Origin of the sequence: Aliirhizobium wenxiniae, assembly GCF_014201355.1 — a bacterium.
Taxonomy (GTDB): domain Bacteria; phylum Pseudomonadota; class Alphaproteobacteria; order Rhizobiales; family Rhizobiaceae; genus Neorhizobium; species Neorhizobium wenxiniae.
In genome coordinates, this window is the sequence record NZ_JACHEG010000009.1 from 38329 (window position 1) to 61927 (window position 23599).

Consider the following 23599-nt stretch of genomic DNA (forward strand, 5'->3'; position numbering starts at 1 on the left):
GACGGACATTGAAAATGATCAATGCCGATCTCACATTTGCAGCAACGAAGAATCGTAAAGGAGAGCCCTATGGCTACCGTTAAGGTCGATACCAATAATTTTCAGGCCGAAGTTCTGAACTCCGCCGAGCCGGTCGTCGTGGATTTCTGGGCTGAATGGTGCGGCCCGTGCAAGATGATCGCTCCGAGCCTTGAAGAGATCGCAACCGAGCTTTCCGGCAAGGTGAAGGTCGCCAAGCTGAACATCGACGAAAACCCGGAACTGGCTGCCCAGTTCGGCGTTCGCTCGATCCCGACGCTTGCCATGTTCAAGGGCGGCGAAGTGGCCGACATCAAGGTTGGCGCTGCTCCGAAGACCGCGCTTGCCGCCTGGATTTCCGGCGCTGCTTAACACTTAAAAAAGTGTTTCACGTGAATCCAAAACCCGGCTGGGAAATCAGCCGGGTTTTTTGTTTGCCTATTTTGAAGCTGGCTTCCGAATGGACACAGTCCGCCCTTGGTGATCTGGATATTTCTTGTTTCGGCCGGGACACGTCGGGTGCCTCGAATTGAATTTTTATATGTGACACTCGGCGTGTCCCGTTCGGTGTGTTTTTCCGCGCAACTCCGGTCCGTCTGCGGCGGTCGGGCTTATGTCCTCATCGAACTGCCGGCCGGTATGTGTGCGACACACGCACGCCTTATTCAGGGGCAGACCATTTTCTGCGCAGCTCCGGATGGTCCGCCTGCATAAGGGCGGAACATCCGATCACCGGTTCCGCCTCGCCGGTTATGCGGACCGGTGTAGCCGAAGCGGAACGAGCACATTTTAGGCACGCGGCGCGAGGGCGGGGATGAAAAACCAGTTAAGTGATTGGGATTGTTGGAGCGGGATTGTGATCTCGTCCCCGCTTGTGGCGACGCTGGTGACAGTGCCAGCCCCTCATCCGCCTGCCGGCATCTTCTCCCCTTTTCGACAGGGAGAAGGACGCAAGTTGCCCCCCTCTCCGCGTCGCGCTGAACTTCAGCGTAACAAGTCCCCTCTCCCCATTTACGGGGCGAGGTGGAGGCAAGCTGCCCCTTGGGTGAGGGCCATCCGTAGGCCCCTACATCACGTCGGCGGAGTGCCGTTATCTGCCAGAACATTACCCGCAAAATAGAGGGAACCGCCAATGAGGATGCGTGGTGGCGGGCGATCGGGGATCTGGCGGAGGGTGATTTCCTGAAGCGCTTCGGCGACCGAGGCGGACGGTTCGGCGACCAGCCCCGCATCGAAAGCGGAATGGGCGAGCACCACAGGATCAAGGCCGGCTTCGCTGTCGCGGATGCGGACGGTAAAGACGTGTTCGGCCAGATCGGCAAAGGCACGGAAGTAACCGACCGGATCCTTGGTGTTGATCATACCGGTGATGAGATAAAGCGGGCGCGGCTGGCGTTCCTCGAAAGCTGCGATCGCCTCTGCAATGACTTCGCCGCCAGCGGGATTATGCCCGCCATCGAGCCAAATCTCGGCTCCCTTGGGCGCGAATTCGAGAAGCTTGCCCTCGGTGATCCGCTGCAGGCGTGCCGGCCATTCGACGCTCGTCATCGCCTTTTCCATCATCTGGTCGGTGACGGTGAAATCGGCTGCCTTGACGGCGCGGATCGCGGCTGCGGCATTGGCGTATTGATGTCGGCCCGGCAGGCGCGGCAGAGGCAGATCATGCAGACCATCCTCGTCCTGATAGATCAGGCGGCCGAATTCCTCATGGGCGGAAAAATCCTGACCATAGACCGAGAGTGGACAGCCAAGGCGATCCGCCGTCGAGATCAGAACTTCGCGGGCGGCTTCAAATTCCTGGTGACCCACAACCACCGGACGCCGGCGTTTCATGATGCCGGCCTTCTCGGCGGCGATCAATTCGACACGATCTCCCAGATAAGCCTGGTGATCGAGCGCGATCGGCATGATCACCGAGACGGCAGGATTGGCGATGACATTGGTGGCATCGAACCGTCCGCCCAGCCCGACTTCCAGAATGACCGCATCCGCGGGCTGTTCGGAGAACAGCAGGAAGGTGGCAGCAGTGAGGATCTCGAAGACGGTGATCGTTTGGCCGTCATTGGCGGCTGCGACACGGCGCAAGGCATCTGCAAGCAGCGCGTCATCCACCAATTGTCCGCGACCACCCTTGACGCCGATGCGGAAACGCTCGTGCCAATTTACCAGATGGGGGGACGTATGGACGTGGACCGAATGCCCGCCGGCCTCCAGCAGCGCCTGGCAGAAGGCGGTGCAGGAGCCCTTGCCGTTAGTGCCGGCGACATGGATAACCGGCGGCAGTTTCAGCTGCGGATTGCCGAGCACCTCTAGGAGGCGGGTGATACGTTCAAGCGACAGATCGAACCCTTTTGGATGAAGGGTCATCAGCCGCTCGATTTCCTGAGCGGCCTCGCTTGCGACGGGCTGGTTCATGGTCGACATCCCGTAGCTCCGGCTCTGGTCGTTTTTTCGAGCAGCCTCACCCTTTTCCGATAGTAAGGCCACCCAGTCTTTTGGTTTCAGCGCAATTCCGACAAAACCGGTTGCCGGAATTGCCTCAGGTCAGGCCGTCGCAGCGACCGGTTCCGGCTGCGGCTTGGGCGCAGGCAGCGCTTCCTGCACCGGCTGCTTCATCAGCATGCGGATGATGCGAGCGAGCGTCTCCGGGATATCGTGGCGGTTGACGACCATATCGACCATGCCGTGTTCCAGCAGATACTCGGAGGTCTGGAAACCTTCCGGCAGCTTTTCACGCAGGGTCTGTTCGATGACGCGCTTGCCGGCAAAGCCGATTTCCGCACCCGGCTCGGCAATATGGACATCGCCCAGCATCGCATAGGACGCGGTGACGCCACCGGTGGTCGGGTTGGTCAGCACGCAGATATAGGGAAGGCCGGCTTCCTTGAGCATGTCGACGGCAACCGTGGTGCGCGGCAGCTGCATCAGCGACAGGATGCCTTCCTGCATGCGGGCGCCACCCGAGGCCGGGAAGATGATCAGGGCGCATTTTTCCTTCAGCGCACGTTCGGCCGCCTTCACGATCGCCTCGCCGGCTGCCATGCCGAGCGAACCGCCGATGAAGTTGAACTCATGCACGACGGCAACAAGCTTGACACCCTGGACCGTGCCGAGGCCCGACAGGATCGTGTCTTCCTGCTCGGTCTTGAGGCGGCTGTCCTTGAGGCGGTCGGCATATCGCTTCGAGTCACGGAACTTCAGCGGATCCTGGGCGACCTTGGGCTGCGACAGGGCTTCAAACTCGCCACCGTCAAACAAATCCCGGAGGCGCGCCTTGGCCGGCATCTTCATGTGGAAGCCGGAAGCGGGAATGACCCACTTGTTCTCTTCGAGGTCCTTGTGGAAGACCATCTCGCCGGTTTCAGGGCACTTGATCCAGAGGTTTTCCGGAACTTCGCGACGACCCAGCATGGAATTGATGCGCGGTCGAACGTAATTGGTGATCCAGTTCACTTGGGGGTACTCCGATAAAACAGTGTCAGGACTGAAGCGTATCGCGATCCTTCAAACCGCGTGCCACGCTTCAGGTCTTTAATTCTCAGACATGCCTTGCTCTCGAAACCGGTGGCGACTTTCGAGAAGCATGCCTTATGTGGGTCAGTTATTCGGCAGCAACAAGGCGGGCGGAACGCACGCCGGTCGACAAGCCGCGAACGAAAGTGGAAACGGCGGAAACCGTATCGGCGGTTGCAGCGCCATCCTTGGTGAGGCTGCCAGCGACCTGAGCAACGATCGCCGTGCCGACGACGACGCCATCGGCCGCAGCACCGATCGCCTTGGCATGGTCGGCCGTCTTGACGCCGAAACCGACGCAGACCGGCAGGTCCGTGTGGTCCTTGATGCGGGCGACGGCGCCGGAGATCCGCGACGGGTCCGGCAGAGCCGAACCGGTGATGCCGTTCATCGAGACGTAATAGACGAAGCCGGAGGTGTTGTTGAGCACGGTTGGGAGACGCTTCTCGTCCGTGGTCGGTGTCGTCAGGCGGATGAAGTTGATGCCCTTGGCGAGCGCCGGGATGCAGAGTTCATCATCCATTTCCGGCGGCAGATCGACGATGATCAGGCCATCGATACCGGCTTCGATCGCATCATCAAGGAATCTATCGACGCCGTAGATGTAGATCGGGTTGTAATAGCCCATCATGACGATCGGCGTGTCGCTGTCGCCCTTGCGGAAATCGCGGGCGAGGTCGAGCGTCTTTGCCAAAGTCTGGCCGCCCTTCAGGGCGCGCTGGCCGGCGAGCTGGATGGTCGGGCCATCCGCCATCGGATCGGAAAACGGCATGCCGAGTTCGATCACGTCGGCACCGGCTTCCGGCAGGGCCTTCATGATGCCGAGCGAGGTTGCGTAATCCGGATCGCCGCCCATGAAATAGGTAACGAGAGCGGGGCGGCCTTCAGCCTTCAGCTTGGCGAAGCGTGTGTCCATTCTGGAAGTCATGATTACAGCCCCATTCCAAGGATCTTGCCGACGGTGAAGATGTCCTTGTCGCCGCGACCGGACAGGTTCATCAGGATGATCTGGTCCTTGCCCATCTTGGGCGCACGCTTGATGACTTCGGCAATCGCGTGGCTGGGTTCCAGTGCCGGGATGATGCCTTCTAGCTTCGTCAGCAACTGGAAGGCTTCAAGTGCTTCGTCATCCATGATCGGCACATATTCGGCGCGGCCGATATCGTTCAGCCAGGAATGCTCAGGGCCGATGCCCGGATAATCGAGGCCAGCGGAGATCGAGTGGCCTTCGAGGATCTGCCCGTCCTTGTCCTGCAAGAGATAGGTGCGGTTGCCATGCAGAACGCCGGGTGAACCGGCGGTGATAGAGGCACAGTGTTCGTTGCCGTCGAGACCATGGCCACCGGCTTCGACGCCGACGATCTTGACGCCTTCGTCATCAAGGAAGGGATGGAAAAGGCCGATGGCGTTAGAACCGCCGCCAACGGCAGCGATGACGACATCCGGCAGGCGGCCTTCGGCTTCCAGGATCTGCTCACGGGCTTCCTGGCCAATGACGGCCTGGAAATCGCGAACCATTTCCGGATAGGGATGCGGGCCGGCGGCGGTGCCGATCAGGTAATAGGTGTCGTCGACATTGGTGACCCAGTCACGCAGCGCCTCGTTCATGGCATCCTTCAGCGTGCCGGAACCGGCTGTGACGGCCTTCACTTCGGCACCGAGGAGCTTCATGCGGAAAACGTTCGGGGCCTGACGCTCGACATCGGTTGCGCCCATATAGACGACGCAGGGCAGGCCAAAGCGGGCAGCGACGGTGGCCGAGGCCACGCCGTGCTGGCCGGCACCGGTTTCGGCGATGATGCGGGTCTTGCCCATGCGCTTGGCCAGCAGGATCTGGCCGATGCAGTTGTTGATCTTGTGGGAGCCGGTATGGTTCAGCTCTTCGCGCTTGAAATAGATCTTTGCGCCGCCGAGATGTTCAGTCAGACGCTCGGCATAATAGAGCGGGCTCGGACGGCCGATATAATGGGTGCCGAGATCGGCCAATTCCTTCTGGAATTCCGGATCGTTCTTCGCCTTTTCCCATTCGGCCTGAAGATCCAGGATCAGCGGCATCAGCGTTTCCGCGACAAAGCGGCCACCGAAAATGCCGAAACGGCCGTCCTCATCGGGGCCGGAACGGAAGGAATTGGGTTTGGGCGTCTCGTTCACTCTCTGCTCCTTCAGCGCTTCGAAGCCTTCGCATCAGCGACGGCATCAAAAAACGCATCGATCATTCCAAGATCTTTCACGCCCGGGGCGCTTTCCACTCCGGACGATACATCGATACCCGTTGCGCGCGTGGACGCGATCGCATCAGCGACATTATCCTTGTTCAGCCCCCCGGAAAGCATGTAATTCACGCTTTCGTCAAGCGAAGCCATCAGGTTCCAGTCAAAGGAAACACCGTTTCCGCCCGGCAGTTCCGAACCCTTCGGCGCCTTGGCATCGAAAAGAAAACGGTCGGCCACACCGATGAGCGGGTCGACACGATCCAGATCAGCGGCCTCCCTCACGGAAAACACCTTCATGACCGGCAAGCCATAGAGCGCCTTGATATGAAGGATGCGCTCCGCCGTCTCGTGTCCGTGAAGCTGGAGAATGTCCGGGCGCAGAAGCGAGACGATATCGTCGAGGTCCTCGTCATTCGCATCCACGGTAACGGCAACGATCTTTACCCGCCCGCGTACCCTGTCAGCCAGCTCGCCGGCGATCTCGGGCGCAATATTGCGCGGGCTCTTTTCGAAGAAGATGAAGCCGATATGGGTTGCGCCGCGTTCAACGGCGCGATCCACGGCATCCGCCGTCGACAAACCACAAATCTTGATGTCGAGTTTCATGAGCGCGGAGTGACACGAAATGCCTGCGGAGTCGAGAATCTTTTACATGGATGGACAGCGGCGGATCGCCGGATACGAAGAATTAACCGTGATGTCTCATATACGAATCGTAACATGCTCACGCTTGATGAATGTGTGAAATATCAGTTTTCGCTCATGAACGTTTGTTGCGGCCAAAATCGAAAAAGGAATGGAATTTCCGAGGTTTGGCGTGTCATGAAAGATAATTGATAAACTGTATGAATTGAGGTAGGTTATTCCTCAACCAGATGATTTTTGAAATTTTTTGGCGGGGTACCATGACGAGGATTACGACAGCTGCCTGGCGGGCAGCTTTATGTCTGACGGCTGGGGGGCTGCTCTCTGCATGCACCAGCACGCAGACGGTCTCGTCAGTGGACGCTAAAGACAAAACGACCAAATTGGCGTCAGCACAAACTGGCTCACAAAAGGCTGTCTATAGCTATACCAACAAAGATCGCGAATGCCTGAAGCGCGCGATGTATTTCGAATCCAGGCGGACGAGCGAAAACGGCTTTCTGGCCGTTGGCAGCGTGATCATGAACCGGCTGACCTCGGGTATCTACCCGGAGACGATCTGCGGCGTCGTGGCACAGAAGAACCAGTTTGCTCCGGGCGTGATGACCCGCAAGATGGACGAGGCCACCGCGCCGGATCTCAACACGGCGGCAGACGCCGTATTGAAGGGCGCGCGCCATCCCGACGTGAAGAACGCGATGTTCTTCCATACCGAGGGATACAGCTTCCCATACAACAACATGCATTATGTCGCCGCAGCCGGTGGCAACGTGTTTTACGAAAAGCGTGACGAGGACGGCAACCTGCAGACGGCGGCTCCGAAGCCGGCCAACAGCTACATTCTCGCCTATGCGTCGAACGATCCCGAGCAGAACCCTGCCCTGTCGTCTTCGATCATCGCCGAGGCTGCGAGCGCTGCAGCTGCCAGCACGCAGGTGGCAATGGCTTCGACGCCTGCTGCTGCCCAGGCTGCTGCAATGCCGGAAAAGAGTGGACATAACGGTTCGGCACAGCCTGCCGTCGCCTCCAACAACCCGCCGCTTGCGCCGGTGATTACGGCAGCGGTTGCGCGGTCCAGCATGGAAGAGGCATTCGATACCGCCTATGCGGTGCCGCAGAACGCTTCTTATACCCCTGCCCGTCTCTATCAGGCGAACCTCGAGAACGGCGCGAAAGTTCCGGTCCCCACGGCACGTCCGAACGTGCAGAAGCGTCCCGGAGCCGGGATGGCAATGGCTGACCAGGCCCCCGGTCTGAGCCAGGAAAACTGGGCCATCCGGACAAGCAACTGGCAGTGAGCCGAGGAATATTCCTCAGCCCTGTAGTTCACTTCCTTCAACTGAAATCTATCGCGTGAAGCTGCGAACCGTGCAGCTTCAGCCAGCGGCGTGCCTCGTCCATACGCGGACACAGAGCGCCGCAGAGCGCCCAGAATTTCGGGCCGTGGTTCATCTCTTTCAAATGCGCGACCTCGTGGGCCGCGAGGTAATCGATGATCAGCGGCGGCGCCATGACGATGCGCCACGAGAAGCTGAGATTGCCGTCCCAGGAGCATGAGCCCCACCGGCTGCGGGTATCCTTCATCGATACCGATGCAATCGGCTTACGGATCGAGGCAGCATGACGGCGGGCGAGCGCTTCGAGATCGTGACGTGCTTCCTTCTTGAGGAAGGTCGAGATCCTTCGGCCCATATGCTCCTCCAGGCCGCTTACCTTGAGGACGTGTTCGCCATCGATGACAAGCGCCTGCGTGATGCCGCGCAAGGACCCGGTATGTTCGATGCGGTGTTCGACGCCGCGAATGGATATGGTGCCGCCCGGCCGGATCGGATTATCGAGGGAGAATTTGGCGAGCTTGGTTTTCAACCAGCCTTCATGGCGGGAGAGAAAATCATCCACCTCGAAATGTTTCAGGCCCACCGGGATGGTGAGGTTGAGCGCCCTGCCACCCGGCTCGATCCTGAGCGTGATGCGGGTTGCGCGGCTGTTCTCCTTGATGGTCAGTGGCATGGCGCGGTCTCCTACAGCCAAGGTGCGCTTGACCGTCTGGAGTGGTTTGGGTGACCGGCGAACCGGCTTCTTCAAGAGCGCGAACATGACTATTCCTTACCCGATTCACCGGGATTCTGCCCATCAAAAAAGCCGGCGCTCCGAAGAGCACCGGCCTTCATCACATCAGAGCCGATATTCAGGTCAGACATCGACCACCGGCTGATCGCCCGAAGGACGGTTTTTGCGGTCGCGCATGAAGCGGTCGAATTCTTCCTGATCCTTGGCGCGGCGAAGCTCACGCGCATAGCTATCGAACTCTTCCCGCATCTCATCAAGCTTGCGGCGTTCTTCGTCCAGGCGATCCAGTTCGGCCTTGCGCCAGTCGTCGAAAGCGACATTGCCGGTCGAGAAATGCGTGTTGTAGCGACGGCTTGCCTTGCGGCAACCGGCGAACCACTTGCTGGCCATCTGGTCGGCGCGATCATTGGCGTCGCGCTTAAAGCCGCGAAGCCGATCCCCGAAAATGATATAGGCGAGCATAGCAAGGCCGAGCGGCCAGAAAACTATGAAACCGAGCACCATGAGAGCAATGGTGGCCGGCGTCCACTCCGGACGTATCAATGCAGACTGGTTCATAGGTCACACCCTTAGGGTTAGAGCGGGAGGCCATATGCCAGCCCGACGGGAATCGATTTGGTGAGCCCCCGATCGCGCTTCAAGAAGATCAAAGATTAAATCCGCTAAAATGCGGAAATCGATAGTGGAATTCGATCTATTCCGGCTTCGGAGCGCTTTTCCTGCCGCTGCGCTTCGGCTTCGACGTCGGATCACCTGGTCGGCTTCCGGAATGCAACCGGGTGAATTCGACGATCCGCGGCGCAATCTCCTGGCGGAAGCGGGAGCCATTGAAAACGCCGTAATGGCCGACATCCGGCTGCATGTAATGAAGGCGCATCGCGTCTGGAATATTCGGGCATATCGCGTGGGCGGCATTGGTCTGGCCCAAGCCTGAGATATCGTCATTCTCGCCTTCGACCGTCATCAGCGCGACGTTGCGAATGGTCCCGGTGTCGACCGGGACATCGCGATGCATCATCTCGCCCTTCGGCAAGGAATGGCGGATGAAGACGGTATCGACAGTCTGGAGATAGAACTCCTCCGTCAGGTCCATCACGGCGAGATATTCGTCGTAGAAATCCCGATGTCGCTCCGCCGACTCACCGTCATTCTTGACGAGGTGATCGAAGAATTCGCGATGCGCCATCACGTGGCGGTCGAGGTTCATCGACATGAATCCCGAAAGCTGCAGGAAGCCGGGATAGACCGGACGCATGAAGCCGGGCTGCGGAAAGGGTACCGTCATGATGACGTTATCCTTGAACCATTCGAGCGGATGCTCGTTTGCCAGCTTGTTGACCGCCGTTGGGTTGATGCGGGTATCGATCGGGCCGCCCATCAGGATCATCGAGGCGGGCAACATCGGATCCTTCCGCGTCTCCATGATCGCAACGGCGGCGAGGACCGGGACGGAAGGCTGGCAGACGCCGGCGACATGCGCACCGGGGCCTATCTCGTGCAGCATATCGATGACGTAATCGATGTAATCGTTAAGATCGAAACCGCCTTCGGTGACCGGCACGATCCGCGCATCGACCCAATCGGTGATGTAAACTTCCGCATGGGGAAGAAGCGCTTCGACCGTTCCACGCAGAAGCGTCGCATAATGCCCGGACATGGGCGCGACCAGCAAGATTTTCGGATCCGCCTGGTGGGTAGGCGGAAGGTCGCGCTTGAAATGCAGCAGCTGACAGAACGGCTTCGACCAGACTATCTCTTCTTCCACCGCGACCGTTTCGCCATTCATGATGGTTTCGTTGAGGCCGAAATCCGGCTTGGCATACCGTCGTGTCGCCCGCTCGAAAACTTCGAGGCTTGCCGTCAGCGTGCGGCCCAGGACGGTTTGCGACATGGGATTAAGCGGATTGCTGGAGACATAACGAAGTGCTTCCGCGCCGGCGCGAAACGGCGCGAGCGCGGCGTGGTTCAACTCATACAGCTGATAAAACATGATCGCGCTGCCTTTCATGGCGGTGCACTCCTCTCCTCATGCGCTCCGCAGAGCGCCTCCCTCCCCTTGTCCATCTATGACGGATGTGTGGCCGATTGTCACCTGCGTCAGGGTGATTGCCAAAGGGCGGGCGAGGCATATGTTGGGACAGACCAGCAAGGAGCAGTTCATGACCAGCAGCAATTCACGCACGTCCGAGTTTCCGATCGACGCCTATTTTCTCGACCGCTGGTCACCACGCGCCTTTACCGACGAGACGATGGATCGCGAGCAGATGCTGACCATCCTCGATGCGGCACATTGGGCACCCTCTTCCGGCAACAACCAGCCCTGGCGCTTCATCTATGGTCTGCGCGGCACGCCCGCATTCGAGGCGATCCTCGATCTTCTCGTTCCCGGCAACCAGCGCTGGGCCAGAAATGCCGCCGCCCTGATGATCATCGTTTCGAAGAGTTATCGGGTTTCATCAAACGGCGAACACAAGCCCGCCTATACGCATTCCTACGATACGGGCGCGGCGTGGTTTTCGGTGATCTGCCAGGCCATGAAGCTAGGCTATCACGCGCATGGGATGGAAGGGTTCGACAAGGAAAAAGCCGTCGATGTGCTTGAATTGCCGGAGGGTTTCAGGGTGGAGGCTGCGGCCGCGCTTGGCCGCATGGCCGCGAAGGAGACATTGCCGGAAGACCTGCGCGAGCGCGAGGTGCCGAGCGGACGCAAAGCCGTTTCCGAGATCGCCTTCGAGGGAAAGTTTTCCGGCGATCCGTGATAGAAAGCGCGACCGTGCAAAGGTTTCACGTGAATCCTTAGCCGGATGCAAAAACGGGGCCTTTCGGCCCCGTTTCAATTTCGGGCTGAGCGAAAAAACTCAGATATCGAGGTTTGCAACGCTCAATGCGTTGTCCTGAATGAACTCGCGGCGCGGCTCGACTTCGTCGCCCATGAGCCGGGAGAAGAGGCCATCTGCATCGGTCGCGTCGTTGACCTTGACCTGAAGCAGTGAGCGAACATTCGGGTCGAGCGTGGTTTCCCACAGCTGCTCGGCATTCATTTCGCCGAGACCCTTGTAGCGCTGCATCGACAGACCCTTGCGGCCTGCAGCGAAGATCGCATCGAGAAGCGCACGGGGACCGGAGATTTCCAGCTGGCCATCCTTGCGGGCAAGGATCGGCGAGGTCGAATAGATTTCCTGCAGACGGCTCGACAGCTGATCGATATGGCGAGCGTCGGCCGAGCCGATCAGCGCGTTATCAATGAAGGCGACTTCGCGAACGCCGCGCACCATGCGTTCGAAACGCAGGCCACCCTCGTCCGTCACGTGACCGGTCCAGCCGCGTTCCGTCTCTTCCGCGATCATGTCCAGGCGCTGTGCAACGAGATCGGCGGTCTGCTGGGCACGTTCGCGGTTGTCGGTAAGGTCCGGATTGAGCGCGCCGGCAATTGCCGCCTGCTCGATGATCGAACGGTTATAGCGGGAATGAAGACCGTCGACGAGCGAGCGCAGGCGCTGTGCATCGTGGATCACTTCGCGCATGTCTTCGCCGACACGAACCTCACCGGAACCGACGATCAACCTTGCTTCCTCGATACCCATGCTGATGAGGTATTCCTCGAGTGCCGCCTCGTTCTTCAGGTACTGAACGGACTTGCCGCGCGCGACCTTATAGAGCGGCGGCTGGGCGATGTAGATGTGGCCACGCTCGATCAGTTCCGGCATCTGGCGGAAGAAGAAGGTCAGGAGCAGCGTGCGAATATGCGCTCCGTCGACATCAGCGTCCGTCATGATGATGATCTTGTGATAGCGCAGCTTGTCGGCGTTGAACTCGTCCTTACCGATCGATGTGCCGAGCGCGGTGATGAGCGTGCCGATTTCCTGGCTGGAAAGCATCTTGTCGAAACGGGCGCGCTCGACGTTCAGGATCTTACCACGCAGCGGTAGGATTGCCTGGTTTTCACGCGAGCGACCCTGCTTGGCGGAACCACCTGCCGAGTCACCCTCGACGAGGAAGACTTCGGATTTTGCCGGATCACGTTCGGAGCAATCGGCCAGCTTGCCCGGTAGAGATGCGATGTCGAGAACGCCCTTGCGGCGGGTCAGTTCGCGCGCCTTGCGGGCGGCTTCACGGGCGACAGCGGCTTCTACGACCTTGCCGACAAGAACCTTGGCTTCTGTTGGATGCTCTTCCAGCCAGGAGCTGAGAGCCTCGTTGACGAGGCTTTCGACAACGGGGCGAACTTCCGAAGAAACCAGCTTGTCCTTGGTCTGCGACGAGAATTTCGGATCCGGAACCTTGACCGACAGCACGGCCGTCAGTCCTTCGCGGCAGTCGTCACCGGTCAACGAAACCTTCTCGCGCTTCATGATACCCGAGGTTTCCGCGTAGGACGTGATCTGCCTGGTGAGCGCTCCACGGAAACCCGCCATGTGGGTTCCGCCGTCACGCTGAGGAATATTGTTGGTAAAGCAGAGAACATTCTCGTGGTAACTGTCGTTCCACCACATGGCCACTTCAACCGTCATCCCGTCCTTCTCGCCCTTGATGGCGACAGGCTTGTCAACGAGCGGTTTCTTCGAGCGATCGAGATAGCTAACGAAGGCTTCGAGGCCGCCGTCATAGATCATTTCCTCTTCCTTCACGTCCGGCTTGCGGCGATCCGTGAGCCGGATTCTGACGCCAGAATTCAGGAAGGCGAGTTCGCGAAGGCGGTGTTCGAGCGTGTTGTAATCGAACTCCGTCATGGTGAAGGTCTCGGGGCTGGCAAGGAAGGTGACTTCCGTGCCCGAACGGCCTTCGTATTCACCGATCTCCTTCAGCGGCGCATCGGCGACACCATGGGTGAAGCGAATTTCATGGACCTTGCCGTTACGGCGGATCTTAAGCTTGAGCCAGACCGACAGCGCATTAACGACCGAGACGCCAACGCCGTGCAGACCGCCGGAAACCTTATAGGAATTCTGGTCGAACTTGCCGCCGGCATGGAGCTGGGTCATGATGACTTCAGCCGCCGAGACACCCTCTTCCTTGTGGATGTCCGTCGGGATGCCGCGACCGTTGTCGGTCACGGTGACGGAACCATCGGAATTGAGCGTGACGGTGACGATGTCGGCATGGCCGGCCAGTGCCTCATCGATCGCGTTGTCGACGACTTCGTAGACCATATGGTGAAGACCGGAGCCATCATCCGTATCACCGATATACATGCCGGGGCGCTTGCGAACGGCATCCAAGCCCTTCAGCACCTTGATCGAATCGGCACCATATTCTGCACTCGCACCATTTTCGCTGGCGGGTAGATCGGTCATTCAGCTTCTTCCAGTTGGTTCTTCTCGGTGACGCGCGAATCACCGCTTTTTCCGTTTTCAATATAGGAAATCGCGGGCGGCTTCTAAAGGTTGAGCACACCATTATGGCAGGAAAGCCGTGGTTCTTCCCGAGAAAAATGACTATTGCGGGCTCTTCAAGAGCCGGTTGAGCTCTTCTACCATCTCCGGCGTCAAAGTGCTAATCCGTTTCGACAGCTGATTGGCCAGAAACGTGTATTCAGGCGGCAGGCCTGCGGTATCGATTACCACCCTGGGATCGGATGCATCCGCCAGGCGGAAGAGATCATCCGCCTCGTCCCAGATGATGTTGAAATAGCCGGCAATGCGTTGCAGAAGCTCGAAGGTCGGGCGGCCGCGATGGCCGTGTTCGAGCGCGGAGAGATAGGCGGGCGTGACACCGATTGCCTGCGCCAGGGTGCGCTGGGTGACGCCCCTGCGCTGGCGCAGTTCGCGCATCGCCTGGCCGAACGGCGTCAACGCTCGGTCCTCTCTGTACGCGCCAGCCTTACATAAAGCGCACCTTCGCCGCCGTGATGGCGGGCTGCCCATTCATAGGACGAAATCAGGAAACGAAACTCGGCCTTGGAGAACCAGAGTGGGACTGCGCGGCGAAGCGCGCCTTCGCTGCCCATCGAGCTGCCCTTACCGGTGATGACGAGAACATGGCGCAGGCCCCGTTCATGCGCCCGATAAATGAAATCGAGCAGAAGATCATGCGCCTCACCCTGGAACAGGCCATGAAGATCAAGGCGCGCCTCGATCGCAAGCCTTCCCTTGGCGAGTTTCTTCTTCGTCGGCTTTTCCAGCGGATAGTGATAGCCGGCAGGTTTTTTCGCGGTGCGGCTCTGCTCGGTTACCGGTTCAGCCACTTCGCGCGGAAGTGCAGGTTTCGATTTCTCGACCTCTGCCGCATGGGCTTCCTCTTCCGCCTCGAAGGCGGCAAGGTCGGTCCAGCGTTCCTTGAAGGCGCGCGTGGATTTTGCCACCTTGCCCCAGAGTATCCGCTCCTCGGAATTGAGTTTACGTCCGCCGCTCATGCTCCAAACCTGCCAGCCGCCGCCTTGGGAATCAGGATATAGAAATCGGCTTCGTTCCTGACCGTTCCGGCGCGTTCTCCCGCTTCGTAACCCGAACCGGTAAAGATATCGCCGCGGCTCGGGCCGACAATAGCCGATCCGGTATCGAGCGCCAGCATCAGCCTGGCAAAGGGTTGACCGTCATCGAGATGAAGCAGCGTCGGAGCATGAATGAAGAAGGGATAGCCGAATGTGTGGATCATACGATCCACCGCAAGGGAGCGCCCGGCGATGAGCGGCACCTTGGCCGCTGCGACAGGACCGAGCATGTCGTCGGAAACATCGGCATCGCGGAAGAAGATATAGGACCGGTTATGCCAAAGGATTTCGTCAACCTTAGCCGGATTCTCTGCCAGCCATCTGCGAATGCTCTGCATCGAGATTTCTTGGCGCGGTATTTCGCCGAGATCGATCAGGAGTTTTCCGATGGGCGAAAACGGATGTCCCGCCTTTGCGGCATAGGTGACACGGCGAATGGCGCCCTCCGGATAACGGAGGCGGGCAGCGCCCTGGACATGGGCGAAAAAGACGTCGACCTTCGATCGTGCCCATGCAATCTCAAGACCGCGGCCAGTGAGAAAGCCCTGATCGATTTCCTTGCGATCCGGGTATTCGGTCACGCCCGATGCGATCGCTCGACCAAACATGTAGCCGGAGTCCATGTCGGAGGGACGATTGGTTTCGTCGAGATCGACAAGGTCGTGCGGGCGGAAATAAAACGGGTGTGCGAAGGTCTCGTCAGGTTTTTCCGAGACATCGACTTCCGGCTCGTAAAAGGCGGTCACCAAACCCGGCTGGGCGTCGTCGCGCTTGATACGGAAGGGAATGCAATTGTCTTCAAAAAAAGCACGCGCCTGCGCGGCGGTCATATCCGTCGATCGCATGCCGGCTGCTGCCAGAAGTGGCTTGAGATCATCTGCGGTGAAGCCGAGAGCACCGGTGCGATAGGGCTTCACGTCCCGAATGTGGGAGAGACACCGCGCCATTGCGTCAAACAAGGCGCGGGGATCGTCCCTTTCCCAACCGGGAAGATCGCCGAAGGATACGGCGGACAGGCAGTATCCTGGCGAAGTCGGGCTCATTGTTCGGATTCGGTCGCGATCAGTTTCCAGTTCGGATCCTTGGAGCGGACATCCCTTGCGAAGGTCCAGATATCGGTCACTTCGGCAACGGCTTCCTGATCGCCATCGATCAGCTTGCCATCCTTGTCGAAGGTGGCGGAAATCAGCTGGCTGACGATGCGAACCGTGACCTGAGCTTCCGATTGTTTGAGCGCAGCCTGAGTGAAGGCAGCCTTGTCGATGCCGACGAAAGTGGACTTGACCACTTCGCCGCGGGTCTCGCGTTCACGAATAGCGGCATCGAAGCCTTCAAAGACTTCCTTCGACAGAAGGCCCTTCAAGGTTTTCCGGTCGCCATCGGCAAAGGCCATGACGATCATCTCATAGGCCATCTTGGCGCCGTTCAAGAATTCCTTGGGCTGGAAGGACACATCGGCCTTTATCAGCGACTTCAGCGCGTCGTTCAACTCTGTGCCAGGCTTTGCCAGCGCATCGACTTCCGTCAGTCGCTGGTCCTCTTCGCCGGCTTCGCGACGCGGCAAAGTTACAACCTTCCCGTCATCCGCAGCTGCGGGAGTTTTCAGCGCTTCACGCGAGACATACGTCTCCGGCGGCTTCTCATTTCCCGTCCGGCGGCCGAGCACACTGCGCAGTTGCAGGAAAATAAGGACCGCAGCAACAAGGAAAAAGAGTGTAATGAAGTCGTTGGAGCCCATATTAACCCACGATTACCGTTTAAAAGTTGAATTCACATCATCATATAGTCTGCATTAAGCCATCTTCAAATAGCGAAGGCGTGAGCCTTCGAAACGACCTCGCTCAACACACATTGGATCATGCGCCCATTTATTGCTTTTAGCGTGCTGCTTGCCTGGCCTTTGGCCGAAATCGCCGGATTTGTCGTGGTCGGGCGTGCGCTCGGCCTTTGGTGGACACTTGGCCTTGTCATCGGCACCGGATTGCTCGGCGCCTTCATGATGCGGCAACAGGGCCTGCATCTCCTAAAGAAGCTTTCCGAACAAAGTCAGCAAGGGCAGATCCCGGCGAGCTCCGTTATCGACGGGGCAATGATCGTGGTTGCCGGCATACTTCTGCTTCTGCCCGGTTTTGTCACCGACATTATCGGTATCGCGCTGTTCATTCCGTTCGTGCGACGTCTGCTCTGGTCTGCGATCGGAAAACGCGTCGTGGTGGTCGGTCCCCGCGGCAGCCGGGGCGGTTTCAGCCATCCGTCCGGCGGCGCGCGCGAAAACCCGAATGCGACCGGCAAGGTCGTCGATCTCGATGAGGAAGATTTTCACCGGAACTCGGATCCAAACCCATCTTCACCATGGTCAAAAGGCATCGACCGCGATCCGTGACCATAAGCCAGAGCCGCAACGGGTTGTAAGCGAAAAGCCTAGATGTTATGCGGCCACAACGCATCAGTCCTGAGGATATCCCATGGCAGACGAAAACACGCAGTCGGCGAGCCCTTCGCTCAACATTCTCGCCCAGTACACCAAGGACCTTTCCTTCGAAAATCCTGGTGCACCCCGGTCGCTCCAGGCACGTGACAACGCGCCGGCCATCAATATCGGCGTGAATGTCAACGCCAACCCGCTGTCGGATACCGATTTCGACGTGGTTCTTTCGCTGAACGCCGAAGCCAAGGAAGGCGACAAGGTCGTGTTCGCAGCCGAATTGGTTTACGGCGGCGTCTTCCGCATTACCGGTTTCCCGCAGGAGCACATGCTGCCGGTTCTGTTCATCGAATGCCCGCGCCTGCTGTTCCCCTTCGCGCGTCAGATCATCGCAGACGTGACCCGCAACGGTGGTTTCCCGCCGCTGATGATCGATCCGATCGATTTTGCCCAGATGTTTTCGCAGCGCATGGCCGAAGAACAGGCCCGCGCCAAGGTTCAGCCACTCAACAGCTGATCAGACAAAATCAGAAAAGCCCGGGAATTCCCGGGCTTTTTTATTGCTCTGTCGCTATGTCTCATGCAGTTCCAGGCGCAAGACCGTTTTACGCTTTTGCTGGAATGACTTTATTCCTGACCATATTTCAGCCAGATCGCCTTGCCCTTCATGGAGGCGATCATTGATGCATGGTGCTCCAAATCCTGTGCGGTCAACCGGTTCGCAAGTGCGCGCGGGCGCACATGGTCCGTGATGACCACCGTCTCTTCAGTCTCGGCGACTTCCACCACCTGATCTGAGCCAACCAGTCCCAAGGCGGCCTGTCGGCCACCATTCATTTCAATATAAACTTCGGCCAGTAGTTCGGAGTCCAGCAATGCGCCGTGTTTTGTACGGTGGGTGTTGTCGATCCCGTAACGACGGCAAAGAGCGTCGAGCGAGTTCGGACCCATTGGGTGTTTGCGACGCGCCATGGCCAGCGTATCGACAACCTGATCGGTAGGTACAGGCGGCAAACCTATCCGCTCGAATTCTGCGTTGATGAAACCCATGTCGAAGTTGGCGTTATGGGCGATCCATCGTGCCCCTTCGAAAAAGTCCACGATCTGCTGCGCGACTTCCGCGAAACTCGGCTTGTCTTTCAAGAACTCATCCGTGATGCCATGGACAGCCAAAGCATCGGGATGAACCTTACGATCACCCGGATTGATGAAGATGTGGATCGTCTTTCCGCTCGGGAAATTGTTGATCAGCTCGACACCGCCGATTTCGATGATGCGATCCTGCTTGGATTCAAGCCCGGTCGTTTCCGTATCGAAAATGATGTCACGCATGTTTCTCACTCCGTATGCCCGACCGTAGAAGATTGATGATCTGCTCTACTCGCTTTTTTGCCTGGTCGAGGCCGCAGCCCGTATCGACCAGAAAATCCGCACGTTCGCGTTTCTGCGAATCAGGCAGCTGACGGTTCAGGATCAGCTTGAACTTTTCTTCCGTCATGCCCGGTCTGGCAAGAACTCGCTGCCGCTGTATCTGTGGATCACAGGTCGCGACCACAACCACATCGACGCGTTTCTCAGCGCCGGTTTCGAAAAGCAGGGGAATATCGAGGAGGACGAGATCAGCGCCTGCCGATCTCTGTCTTTCGAGAAACTGCTTTTCCCTGTCTCTCACCAGCGGGTGCACAATTGCTTCAAGCCGGCTAAAACCACCGGGATCGAGTGAAAGTTGCCGAGCCAGCTCCACCCTGTCGATGGCGCCTTCACGAATTGAGCCGGGAAAAGCTTCGCCTACCGGTTTAACGGCGTCGGTTTTATAAAGGTCATGCACAACAGCATCGGAATCGTTGACCGGGATACCCGCATCCCCGAACATGCCGGCAGTGGTCGTCTTTCCCATGCCGATCGATCCGGTCAATCCGATAACAATCATGCCGCCGCCTGAATATCCTGAATGATGAGTTGTCGCAGAACACTGTCGACCACCGGGCGATGACCAAACCATCTTTCGAAGCCTGGCACCGCCTGATGCAGAAGCATCCCCAATCCATCGGTCGTCGGATAACCCTGCTCGCGTGCCTGCCTGAGAATAGGCGTTTCAAGCGGGACGTAAACGATATCCGTCACCAGTGCACCTGACTTCAGACCTGAAAAGTCGAAGGAAGCAGATTCCGCTCCATCCATACCAAGCGATGTGGTGTTCACGAACAAGCCGGCACCGGCCATGACTTCTTTCAGGGCAGGTAATCCATGCGCATGAATTTTCGGACCGAAACGGTCGGCAAGCTCCCTCGCACGTGGCACGGTGCGATTAACGATGTGGATTTCGTTAATGCCACGATCACGGAGAGCCTGGACGACAGCACGGCTTGCTCCGCCCGCACCGAGGATAACTGCGCGATCGACTTTATCCCAGCCGGGATGTTTCCCGTCGAGATTGGCTGTAAAACCATATCCATCCGTATTCGTCGCATGAAGCTGGCCGTCCTGCAGCCAGAGCGTATTGGCTGCACCGAGTTCCGTCGCCAGTTCATCCGGCCGGTCGCTGAGGGCGAAAGCCACTTCCTTGTGCGGGATCGTGACATTACCGCCGGACAAGCCCAGACTACCGTTTTTCAACCCATCGATAAAGGCGGCGAAATCCCCTTCGGAAACAGCGACCGCGTTATAGCTGCCCGGCAAGCCATATTGTTTCAGCCAATGGCGATGAATGATCGGAGAGCGGGAGTGCTTGATCGGCCAGCCGGTCACAAATGCAGCAGGCGGTGAATTTTCGCGTCTATCAGCCATCAATCGCTCCCAGGCGACGGAGTTCCTCCAGAAGCGGAAGCATTGGGAGGCCGAGAATGGTGAAATAGTCACCCTCAATGGCGGAAAAGAGATGGATGCCCTCTCCTTCCAGCTGGTAACCGCCAACGCTCGAAAACGCCTTGTCGCCAACTCTATCGAGATACCGGTCGACGTAGCCCTCGGTCAGTTCGCGGGCTGTCAGCTCGGCATAAGCTACATGCTCCCATACCACCGTACCGTTTTTTACAATGGCAACGGCGCTGTTAAGCCTGTGGGTTTGATCAGAGAGAGAGATCAGGTTATCGCGGGCCTCGGCGCGGCTCTTTGCCTTGTGATAGACGCGATCTCCAAGCGACATCGTCTGGTCGGACCCGATTACGAGCGCATCGGGAAAATAACGCGATACATCCTGCGCCTTCGCCCTGGCCAAGATCCCGGCAACAGCTTCGGGGCTAGTGTGTTTTTCAGAGGCTTCTATCTGCCGTTCATCGATGTCAGCGGCCCGCGATTCGAATGTCAGGCCGGCATTTTCGAGCAGCATACGGCGAAAGGGACTTGAGGAGGCAAGGACAAGTGTCACTTCAGGTATCATCTCCGACAAACAGTTCGGGCGAAAAACAGTTCGGGATTACCTGAGCCTCGGTCGCAGAGCAAGAATAGCGGCGGCGGTCTCCTCGATCGAACGGCGGGAAACATCGATGATCGGCCAATTGTTTCGCCCGCAAAGAGCCCGGGCATATTTAAGCTCTTCATTGATGCTGGCGCGATCTGTGTAGGTGTTCCGATCAAGCCCCTGAGAATTGCCGAGTTCACGGTTTTCCCTGATCTGGGAGATCCGGTCGGTGGTGGCGATCAGGCCAACGATCAATGGACGCGTGGCACTATAAAGAGCGTCCGGCAACTCGACTCCCGGCACGATCGGGATGTTTGCCGTCTTGATCCCGCGGTTTGCCAGATAGATGCTGGTCGGCGTCTTGGAGGTTCGGCTGATGCCGATCAGAACAACGTCAGCTTCATCATAGCTCTCGGGCATCTGGCCGTCGTCGTGATCCATGGTGAAGTTCAGCGCCTCGATCCTGGCGAAATATTCCTCGTTCAAAGCATGCTGCGCGCCAACACGACGACGCGACGGTGCACCCAGATAGGTCTGGAAAACAGCCAGAACCGGCTCCAGCACATTCACGGAAGGAACGCCCATTTCGCGGCAGCGAAGGTCGATCAGCGAGGCCAGATCCTGGTCTACGATCGTATAGAGGACGATGCCGGGTTCCGCATCGACGGCATCAAGTACCGCCACCAACTGTTTGCGGTTCCTGATCAGCGGATAGACGTGTTCAAGCGCATAGCTGTTCTGGAATTGAGCGGCGACAGCTCGTCCGGCGGAGATAAGAGTCTCGCCGGTCGAGTCAGATACCAAGTGCAAGTGGAAGAAGTTTTTCCGGTTCTCCACGTTATTCTCTACCGTTTGTTGATAACTCGGGACAGACGAGCGCTCTCACTGGGAAGAAGGATGGGCCTTGGGAAAACCGCCCATTTTTCCACAGTCTGCGATCAGCTGGATTGATGGAACGAGAGGATGTGATTTGCGTGGACAAATGTCATATCCGATAAACTTATCCACATATTGCCCACAGATGAAGACCTCTTTTCGGATCTTTCATCTCATTGATTTTTCATATAAATTCAGAATATTCCAGATAATATCGCGTTTTACGCAGATGGTTTTTATCGCAAGCTGCGAATGACAGCGAAATTCTGGTTAATCTGGGGTTTAACTTTAATCCTTGATACACACCGACTCTAAGAAATAGAAACCAATTGAAATTGGATTCTTTTATTAGGGGATAGATGCCAGTGCCTGTGAAAAGGAAGATAATCGAGGTGCTGGAGGGAAAGACGATCACCCCTCCTCCGGTCTGGCTTATGAGACAGGCAGGTCGGTATCTTCCCGAGTACCGTGAAACGCGCCAGAAGGCGGGTGGGTTCCTAGATCTCTGTTATACGCCTGATCTGGCCGTGGAGGTCACTCTCCAGCCGATCAGGCGTTATTCCTTCGATGCTGCCATCCTTTTCTCCGATATCCTGGTGATTCCGGATGCACTGGATAGAAAGGTTCGCTTCACCCCCGGTGAAGGGCCGCAGATGGATCCAATCGATGAGGTCGGTATTCGCTCGCTGAAAGCAGAGGGTGTGCTTGCGCATCTTTCTCCGGTGCTGGAGGCGGTGAAGCGGCTCAGACAGGAGTTGCCTGCCGAAACCGCTCTTCTTGGCTTCTGCGGCGCTCCCTGGACTGTTGCGACCTATATGATCGCCGGTCACGGAACACCGGACCAGGCCCCTGCGCGTCTCTTCGGGTATCGAAATCGGCAGGACCTCGAACATTTGCTGATGTTTCTCGCCGAGATTTCTGCCGATTATCTGGTTGCGCAGATCGATGCAGGCGCCGATGCGGTTCAGATCTTTGATTCCTGGGCAGGTGTTCTCGGTGAAGCCGAGTTCGAGGCGTTTGCAATCAGGCCGGTTGCGAGGATGATCGAAATCGTGCGTAGCAAGCGACCGAACGCGCGCATCATCGCCTTTGCCAAGGGGGCGGGAATGAACCTGCGCAACTACCGGCAAAAAACCGGGGCCGATGCGATCGGGCTCGACTGGAGTGTGCCGCTTTCTTTCGCCGCTGAGCTGCAGAAGGATGGGCCGGTACAGGGCAATCTCGATCCGATGCGCGTCGTGGCCGGCGGTCAGGCGCTCGTCGACGGCATTGACGCGATTTTGCAGGCTTTGGGCAATGGGCCACTGATCTTCAATCTCGGCCATGGCATTACGCCTGAGGCAGATCCGGACAATGTTTCGACCTTGGTGAAGCGCGTCAGGGGACAAAAATGATGAGCCCGCGTGTGGAACCCGGCAACGAAGGCGCCGGCGGAAAGGCCAAGACGCGCGCCTTCATCGCGCTAGGGATATTCCTTCTCGTGCTGGCGCTTACCTATGTTCTGAGGCCGGATGATTTCATCCGCTATGTGACGGCATTTCACGTCGTAGCCGTGATGTCGTGGATGGCGGGGCTTCTCTACCTGCCGCGACTGTTCATTTATCACACTGATGCACCGATCGGTTCCGAGCGATCGGAAACATTCAAGATGATGGAAAGGCGGTTGCTCAAGGTCATCATGAACCCGGCGATGATGGTGAGCTGGCTGCTTGGACTTTATCTCGCCTGGGAGGTTTATGGGTTTCAGGGCGGCTGGCTTCACGGCAAGATCGCCATGGTCGTGGCATTGACGGGCGTACATGTGCTTTTTAGCCGCGCCGTTCGCGATTTTGCTGCAGACAAGCCCAGACGCTCGGCAAAACACTGGCGGATATGGAACGAAGTCCCGACAGTTCTGATGATTGCGATCGTTATTCTGGTCATCGTTAAGCCGTTCTGAGAAAAGGTCTTGCCTTTTTCTGAATAAGCCTCTTGCGGGGTGCGGAGGGAATCGCTATTTTTGCGACACC

Annotated in this window: 24 protein-coding genes and 1 pseudogene; 7 read left to right on the top strand and 18 right to left on the bottom strand. The window is 58.0% G+C overall.

The window, feature by feature from the left end; translation table 11 throughout:
- The first annotated feature begins 69 nt into the window (after positions 1-69).
- Positions 70-390, top strand: coding sequence for a thioredoxin (trxA, locus tag HNQ72_RS25450; RefSeq protein WP_148143837.1), 321 nt, complete (start codon positions 70-72; stop codon positions 388-390).
- Between the two features lie 699 nt (positions 391-1089).
- On the opposite strand, the gene HNQ72_RS25455 is transcribed toward trxA, so the two are convergent.
- The 5 genes from HNQ72_RS25455 to HNQ72_RS25475 all read right to left on the bottom strand — a co-directional run bounded on the left by HNQ72_RS25455 (position 1090) and on the right by HNQ72_RS25475 (position 6350).
- Positions 1090-2433, bottom strand: coding sequence for a bifunctional folylpolyglutamate synthase/dihydrofolate synthase (locus tag HNQ72_RS25455; protein ID WP_373289500.1), 1344 nt, complete (start codon positions 2431-2433; stop codon positions 1090-1092).
- Between the two features lie 129 nt (positions 2434-2562).
- Complete coding sequence (gene accD, locus HNQ72_RS25460) at positions 2563-3471, bottom strand: acetyl-CoA carboxylase, carboxyltransferase subunit beta (RefSeq protein WP_183996604.1); 909 nt, start codon at positions 3469-3471, stop codon at positions 2563-2565.
- A gap of 148 nt (positions 3472-3619) precedes the next feature.
- Positions 3620-4459, bottom strand: coding sequence for a tryptophan synthase subunit alpha (trpA, locus tag HNQ72_RS25465; protein WP_183996606.1), 840 nt, complete (start codon positions 4457-4459; stop codon positions 3620-3622).
- 2 nt (positions 4460-4461) lie between these two features.
- Positions 4462-5682 (bottom strand): tryptophan synthase subunit beta, encoded by a 1221-nt coding sequence (gene trpB, locus HNQ72_RS25470; RefSeq protein ID WP_183996608.1) that lies wholly within the window; start codon positions 5680-5682, stop codon positions 4462-4464.
- Between the two features lie 11 nt (positions 5683-5693).
- Entirely contained in the window at positions 5694-6350 is a 657-nt protein-coding gene (locus tag HNQ72_RS25475; protein ID WP_183996610.1) for a phosphoribosylanthranilate isomerase, read from the bottom strand.
- A gap of 458 nt (positions 6351-6808) precedes the next feature.
- Between HNQ72_RS25475 and HNQ72_RS30740 the strand changes: the two are divergent.
- Positions 6809-7205 (top strand): annotated as a pseudogene (locus HNQ72_RS30740) (cell wall hydrolase); the annotation flags it as partial.
- A 519-nt stretch (positions 7206-7724) separates the two neighbouring features.
- Here the strand turns inward: HNQ72_RS30740 and HNQ72_RS25485 are convergent.
- From HNQ72_RS25485 to HNQ72_RS25495, 3 genes are all read right to left on the bottom strand, one after another.
- A complete protein-coding gene (locus HNQ72_RS25485; RefSeq protein WP_183996614.1) occupies positions 7725-8486 on the bottom strand; it encodes a M48 family metallopeptidase in 762 nt (253 codons plus the stop codon).
- A 96-nt stretch (positions 8487-8582) separates the two neighbouring features.
- The gene (locus tag HNQ72_RS25490; RefSeq protein ID WP_183996616.1) at positions 8583-9017 is read right to left on the bottom strand and encodes a DUF2852 domain-containing protein; all 435 of its coding nucleotides are present in this window, start codon (positions 9015-9017) and stop codon (positions 8583-8585) included.
- 136 nt (positions 9018-9153) lie between these two features.
- Positions 9154-10449, bottom strand: a complete 1296-nt coding sequence (locus HNQ72_RS25495) for a polyhydroxyalkanoate depolymerase (protein ID WP_183996618.1) — start codon at positions 10447-10449, stop codon at positions 9154-9156.
- A 169-nt stretch (positions 10450-10618) separates the two neighbouring features.
- On the opposite strand from HNQ72_RS25495, the gene HNQ72_RS25500 reads away from it, so the two are divergent.
- Complete coding sequence (locus HNQ72_RS25500; RefSeq protein WP_183996620.1) at positions 10619-11218, top strand: nitroreductase family protein; 600 nt, start codon at positions 10619-10621, stop codon at positions 11216-11218.
- Between the two features lie 99 nt (positions 11219-11317).
- On the opposite strand, the gene gyrB is transcribed toward HNQ72_RS25500, so the two are convergent.
- The 5 genes from gyrB to HNQ72_RS25525 all read right to left on the bottom strand — a co-directional run bounded on the left by gyrB (position 11318) and on the right by HNQ72_RS25525 (position 16627).
- Positions 11318-13753, bottom strand: a complete 2436-nt coding sequence (gene gyrB, locus HNQ72_RS25505) for a DNA topoisomerase (ATP-hydrolyzing) subunit B (RefSeq protein WP_183996622.1) — start codon at positions 13751-13753, stop codon at positions 11318-11320.
- A gap of 141 nt (positions 13754-13894) precedes the next feature.
- On the bottom strand, positions 13895-14251 hold the full coding sequence (locus tag HNQ72_RS25510; protein ID WP_183996624.1) for a helix-turn-helix domain-containing protein: 357 nt from the start codon (positions 14249-14251) through the stop codon (positions 13895-13897).
- Positions 14248-14811, bottom strand: a complete 564-nt coding sequence (locus HNQ72_RS25515; RefSeq protein WP_183996626.1) for a Smr/MutS family protein — start codon at positions 14809-14811, stop codon at positions 14248-14250. The genes HNQ72_RS25510 and HNQ72_RS25515 overlap by 4 nt, the downstream gene beginning before the upstream one ends.
- Entirely contained in the window at positions 14808-15932 is a 1125-nt protein-coding gene (gene mltA / locus HNQ72_RS25520; protein ID WP_183996628.1) for a murein transglycosylase A, read from the bottom strand. The genes HNQ72_RS25515 and mltA overlap by 4 nt, the downstream gene beginning before the upstream one ends.
- Positions 15929-16627: a Tim44/TimA family putative adaptor protein gene (locus HNQ72_RS25525; protein WP_183996630.1), complete on the bottom strand. Its 699-nt coding sequence runs from the start codon at positions 16625-16627 to the stop codon at positions 15929-15931. The genes mltA and HNQ72_RS25525 overlap by 4 nt, the downstream gene beginning before the upstream one ends.
- Positions 16628-16747: 120 nt before the next feature.
- Here HNQ72_RS25525 and HNQ72_RS25530 point away from each other — a divergent pair, with 120 nt between their 5' ends.
- Together HNQ72_RS25530 and secB are read left to right on the top strand one after the other, a co-directional pair.
- Complete coding sequence (locus HNQ72_RS25530; protein ID WP_183996632.1) at positions 16748-17272, top strand: FxsA family protein; 525 nt, start codon at positions 16748-16750, stop codon at positions 17270-17272.
- A gap of 82 nt (positions 17273-17354) precedes the next feature.
- Positions 17355-17831 (top strand): protein-export chaperone SecB, encoded by a 477-nt coding sequence (secB, locus tag HNQ72_RS25535; RefSeq protein ID WP_148143820.1) that lies wholly within the window; start codon positions 17355-17357, stop codon positions 17829-17831.
- Positions 17832-17941: 110 nt separating this feature from the next.
- Here secB and dnaQ read toward each other — a convergent pair whose 3' ends face one another.
- Genes dnaQ through HNQ72_RS25560 form a run of 5 tightly spaced genes read right to left on the bottom strand, consistent with a single transcriptional unit; the run spans position 17942 to position 21551 of the window.
- Positions 17942-18646 carry a DNA polymerase III subunit epsilon gene (gene dnaQ / locus HNQ72_RS25540; RefSeq protein WP_183996634.1) on the bottom strand — a complete coding sequence of 235 codons (705 nt, stop codon included), beginning with the start codon at positions 18644-18646 and terminating at the stop codon, positions 17942-17944.
- A complete protein-coding gene (gene coaE / locus HNQ72_RS25545) occupies positions 18639-19244 on the bottom strand; it encodes a dephospho-CoA kinase (protein WP_183996636.1) in 606 nt (201 codons plus the stop codon). Before coaE ends, dnaQ begins: the two co-directional genes overlap by 8 nt.
- Positions 19241-20101, bottom strand: a complete 861-nt coding sequence (locus HNQ72_RS25550; protein ID WP_183996638.1) for a shikimate dehydrogenase — start codon at positions 20099-20101, stop codon at positions 19241-19243. The genes coaE and HNQ72_RS25550 overlap by 4 nt, the downstream gene beginning before the upstream one ends.
- Positions 20094-20681 carry a Maf-like protein gene (locus HNQ72_RS25555; RefSeq protein WP_425503161.1) on the bottom strand — a complete coding sequence of 196 codons (588 nt, stop codon included), beginning with the start codon at positions 20679-20681 and terminating at the stop codon, positions 20094-20096. Before HNQ72_RS25555 ends, HNQ72_RS25550 begins: the two co-directional genes overlap by 8 nt.
- A gap of 48 nt (positions 20682-20729) precedes the next feature.
- Positions 20730-21551, bottom strand: coding sequence for a pyruvate, water dikinase regulatory protein (locus HNQ72_RS25560; RefSeq protein WP_183996642.1), 822 nt, complete (start codon positions 21549-21551; stop codon positions 20730-20732).
- Between the two features lie 404 nt (positions 21552-21955).
- Between HNQ72_RS25560 and hemE the strand changes: the two genes are divergently transcribed.
- Together hemE and hemJ are read left to right on the top strand one after the other, a co-directional pair.
- The gene (gene hemE, locus HNQ72_RS25565; protein ID WP_280518292.1) at positions 21956-22984 is read left to right on the top strand and encodes a uroporphyrinogen decarboxylase; all 1029 of its coding nucleotides are present in this window, start codon (positions 21956-21958) and stop codon (positions 22982-22984) included.
- Complete coding sequence (hemJ, locus tag HNQ72_RS25570; protein WP_373289497.1) at positions 22981-23529, top strand: protoporphyrinogen oxidase HemJ; 549 nt, start codon at positions 22981-22983, stop codon at positions 23527-23529. Before hemE ends, hemJ begins: the two co-directional genes overlap by 4 nt.
- Positions 23530-23599 lie beyond the last annotated feature (70 nt).